The sequence below is a fragment of the Methylorubrum podarium genome, assembly GCF_022179745.1.
GTDB lineage: Bacteria > Pseudomonadota > Alphaproteobacteria > Rhizobiales > Beijerinckiaceae > Methylobacterium > Methylobacterium podarium.
This window is the reverse complement of sequence record NZ_BPRD01000146.1, coordinates 1-3,270: the sequence shown is the minus strand read 5'-3', so window position 1 is coordinate 3,270 and position 3,270 is coordinate 1. Positions and strand designations below refer to the sequence as shown.

At 72.6% G+C, this 3,270-nt stretch carries 5 protein-coding genes; all 5 read right to left on the bottom strand.

Translation table 11 applies throughout. The annotated features are described in order from the left end of the window. Positions 1-224, bottom strand: a 224-nt coding sequence (locus MFF42_RS07770) for a LysR family transcriptional regulator (RefSeq protein WP_238255226.1), incomplete at its 3' end; no start/stop codon positions are given. A 316-nt stretch (positions 225-540) separates the two neighbouring features. Further along, positions 541-984 (bottom strand): DMT family transporter, encoded by a 444-nt coding sequence (locus MFF42_RS07765; protein WP_238255225.1) that lies wholly within the window; start codon positions 982-984, stop codon positions 541-543. Positions 985-1,002: 18 nt separating this feature from the next. Continuing rightward, on the bottom strand, positions 1,003-2,220 hold the full coding sequence (locus MFF42_RS07760; protein ID WP_238255224.1) for a Gfo/Idh/MocA family protein: 1,218 nt from the start codon (positions 2,218-2,220) through the stop codon (positions 1,003-1,005). Positions 2,221-2,337: 117 nt separating this feature from the next. Further along, on the bottom strand, positions 2,338-2,778 hold the full coding sequence (locus tag MFF42_RS07755; protein ID WP_238255223.1) for a cupin domain-containing protein: 441 nt from the start codon (positions 2,776-2,778) through the stop codon (positions 2,338-2,340). Further along, positions 2,775-3,270, bottom strand: a 496-nt coding sequence (locus tag MFF42_RS07750) for a DUF4166 domain-containing protein (RefSeq protein WP_238255222.1), incomplete at its 5' end; no start/stop codon positions are given. The genes MFF42_RS07750 and MFF42_RS07755, both read right to left, overlap by 4 nt.

Sequence of the window (3,270 nt, the reverse complement as noted above, 5' to 3'; positions counted from 1 at the left end):
AGGCCGAGCAGCGCCTCGCCGTCGGCGGTCGGCACCACCGCGCGGGGCTGGCGCAGGAACAGCGCCCGGCCCAGGCGCTCCTCCAGCCGCTTGACCTGAAGGCTGACCGCCGAGGGTGTCCGCCCGACCCGTTCGGCGGCGCGGGCGAAGGTGCCGGCCTCGCAGATCGTCACGAAGGTGCGGACGAGATCGAGATCGAGGTTCGACGGATGGAGCGCGCTCACGGTCCGACTCCGGCGGCAGGAAAGCGCGATGAGCTTCGCTCATCGTTCTCGTAAGATCAATTCGTTCGACTCACGGCGTCGTCGGCCGCATCCTCGCCGCAGCAACAACGGAGGCAGCGATGATCGAGCGGTTCGGAGATGTCCTGCGTCGGGGAATGGGCGGTCTCGCCGGGCGATGGCACCGCCGACGGGCGGCTTCACGCGAGGGACGGAGCCGAGCACTCACGGAGGCGCTGGCGGGCCTCGACGACCGGCTTCTGGCCGATCTCGGCGTGACGCGGACGGGCCGGTTGGTCGCCGATGGAGGCGGGCCGCCTCAGCGCAGGCAGACGAGAACGAGGCCGCCGATCATCAGCGCGCAGCCGAGGATGCGCCACGGGTCGGCGCTGTTCTGGGCGAACCCCACCCAGCCGAAATGGTCGAGCACCACCGAGGTGACGATGGCGGCCGTCACGGTGAGGCCGGTGAACACCGCGGCCCCCAGCCGCTCGACGATGAAGATCGTGGCGAGCACGTAGGCCGCGCCCATGGCGCCGCCGAGCCAGGCCCACCACGGCACGCCCGCGAGCCGCTGGCTCCCCGGCCAGCCGATCCCGACGAAGGGGGCGGCGGCGAGGTAGACCGCAACGTTGGCCGCGGTGACGACCAGCGCCGCGAGGATCGGCTGGTCGAGCGCCTTGTTCAACGAGGCGTTGGCCCCCGACTGCACCGTGTTGAGGATGCCGGCGAGGACGGCCACGGCGGCGATGAGGAACGGCATCGGTCGGCTCCGCGGAAATCAGCCCTCTAGCACGGTCATGTCCGGGTTGAGGTCGAGCCAGCGGCGCTCGCGGGCGGCGCGGTAGAGCGCCTCGATCAGGCGCACGTCGCGCAGGCCCATCTCGCCGGGGGTGCGCACCGCGGTGCCCTCGCTCACCGCCTGCGAGAAATGGTCGATCTCGCCGGTGAACTGGGCGGCGCTCGTCTCCTTCGTCAGCACCTCCTCCGACTTCGTCGCGTTCGCCACGACGAGGCGGTTGCCCTGATAGGCGGTGGCCGGATCGAGGGTGGCGACGAGCCGGTCGCCCCACAGGTCGATCCGCTTCTTGCTCGCGGTGTAGCCCGAGGAGATCGTCGCCCGCCGGCCCGAGGGGAAGGCGAGTTCGGCGGTGAACACGTTCTCGATCTCCGCGAAGCGCGGGTCGTCGGGGGGCGCGTGCATCGTCGCCGCGACGGCGCTGGGGCTCTCGCCGAGGAACCATTGCAGCCCGTTGAGGCTGTAGATGCCGATATCGACGAGCGAACCGCCGCCGGCTACCGACCGCTGCATCCGCCACCGGTCGCGGGGGAGGGCGGAGTCGAGGGGCCGGTGGTGGTCGGAGGAGGCGAACCAGACTGTTCCGAGTTCGCCCGCGTCGAGCATCTCCTTGGCGCGAAGGTTGTGCGGTTCCCAATGCGCCCGGTAGGCGATCATCAGCTTGCGGCCGGCAGCCTTGGCCGCATCGATCATCCGCTGGCACTCGGCGGGCGAATTCGCCATCGGCTTCTCGCAGAAGACGTGCTTGCCCGCCTCGAACGCCTTCACCGTGAGGTCGGCATGGGTGGCGTTGGCGGTGACGATGTAGACGACGCCGACCGCGTCGTTCTCGGCGAGCCGCCCCATCGTGTCGTAGCCGTAGAGCGCGTTCTCCCCGACGCCGAAGCGCGCGGCCACGGCCTTCGCCTTGTCGGCGTTGCCCGAGACCAGGGCGACTGCTCGGGAGCGACGGGATCGGGCGAGCGCCGGCAGGACGTAGCCCTGCGCGTAGTCGCCGAGGCCGACCACCGCCCAGCCGACGCGGCGATCGAGCGGCAACGGCGGCTCCTCCTCGAGCTTCGGCTCCGGGCGCCCGACGGGTGAGGTCGGGATCTCGCCCCCGCCGCCCTGCGCCGCGGCCCGGCCGGCGGTGATCACGGCGCCGAGGCCGACGGCCCCTCCGGCGAGGAACAGGCGGCGGGTTTTCGAGGGGATGTGCAAACACGCTCTCCGGGCGGCGGGCCAGACGCGGCAGGGCTCTCATCCGGGAACGTCCGGCCCGCCCCGGCCGCACTGCGGCATGATGCCCCCGACGGCTGCGCCCCGCCGGCCCGGCGTTCAGCGCCGCGGCGTCGGGCGCCAATCCTCGGGCGCCATCTCGAAGCCGGCGAACTCGAAGCCCGGCGAGACGGTGCAGCCGACGAGCGTCCAGGCGCCGAGGCTGGTCGCCGTCTGCCAATGGCCCGCCGGCACCACGATCTGCGGGCGCTGGCCGCGCAGGAGGTCCGGCCCGAGATGGTGGGCGGAGGCATCGTGGCCGTTGGGGCTCACCGTGATCACCATCGGCGCGCCGGCATGCCAGTGCCAGATCTCGGCCGCGTCGACCCGGTGCCAGGCCGAGGTCTCGCCGACGCCGAGCAGGTAGTAGATCGCGGTGCCCACCGAGCGCCCCTCGACCGTGCGGGGATCGCGGAACGTCTCGCGGTAATGCCCGCCCTCCGGATGGGGTTGGAGCCCGAGGGCATCGATCACCTGGGCGGCCGTCAGATCGTCGGTCATGGGATCTCTTCCTCTCTCCCGTCGCAGCGGACCAGCCAGCCGCGGTAATGCACGAGCAGCCCGACGAGCGGCAGGAACAGGGCCACGTCGAAGCGGAAGCGACCCTGCGCGTCGACCCGCTCGCCCGCCCGCGTCGTCGGGCGCAAGGCGCGCGGGAGCGGCAGCGGGCCGAGCCGCCAGCCCGTCACCGCCATGTCGAGCCCGTCCGTGCGGGCGCTCACCGCGAGATCCATCGCGAACGGGCCGAAATGCTCGCGCACCCGCCCGCTGCCATCCGGCCCGGCAAGCCGCATCCGGCTGGAGAAGCGGCGGCCGGGAAAATGCCGCGTCCAGCGCTCCGCGCCGGTCTCCGGGTCGGGCTCCATGGTGACGCGGATCGGTCCGTCCGCCATGGCCGGCGGCAGCCGGAACACCAGCGCGACGAGGGCGACCAGGGGGCCGCGCCCGCGCAGAACCTCGGCCCGGCCGCGGAAGGCGCCGTCGCCGACGGCG

Coding starts and splice junctions, on each gene's coding strand:
- MFF42_RS07765 (WP_238255225.1), bottom strand. CDS start 984: ATGCCGTTCCTCATCGCCGCCGTGGCCGTCCTCGCCGGCATCCTCAAC.
- MFF42_RS07755 (WP_238255223.1), bottom strand. CDS start 2,778: ATGACCGACGATCTGACGGCCGCCCAGGTGATCGATGCCCTCGGGCTC.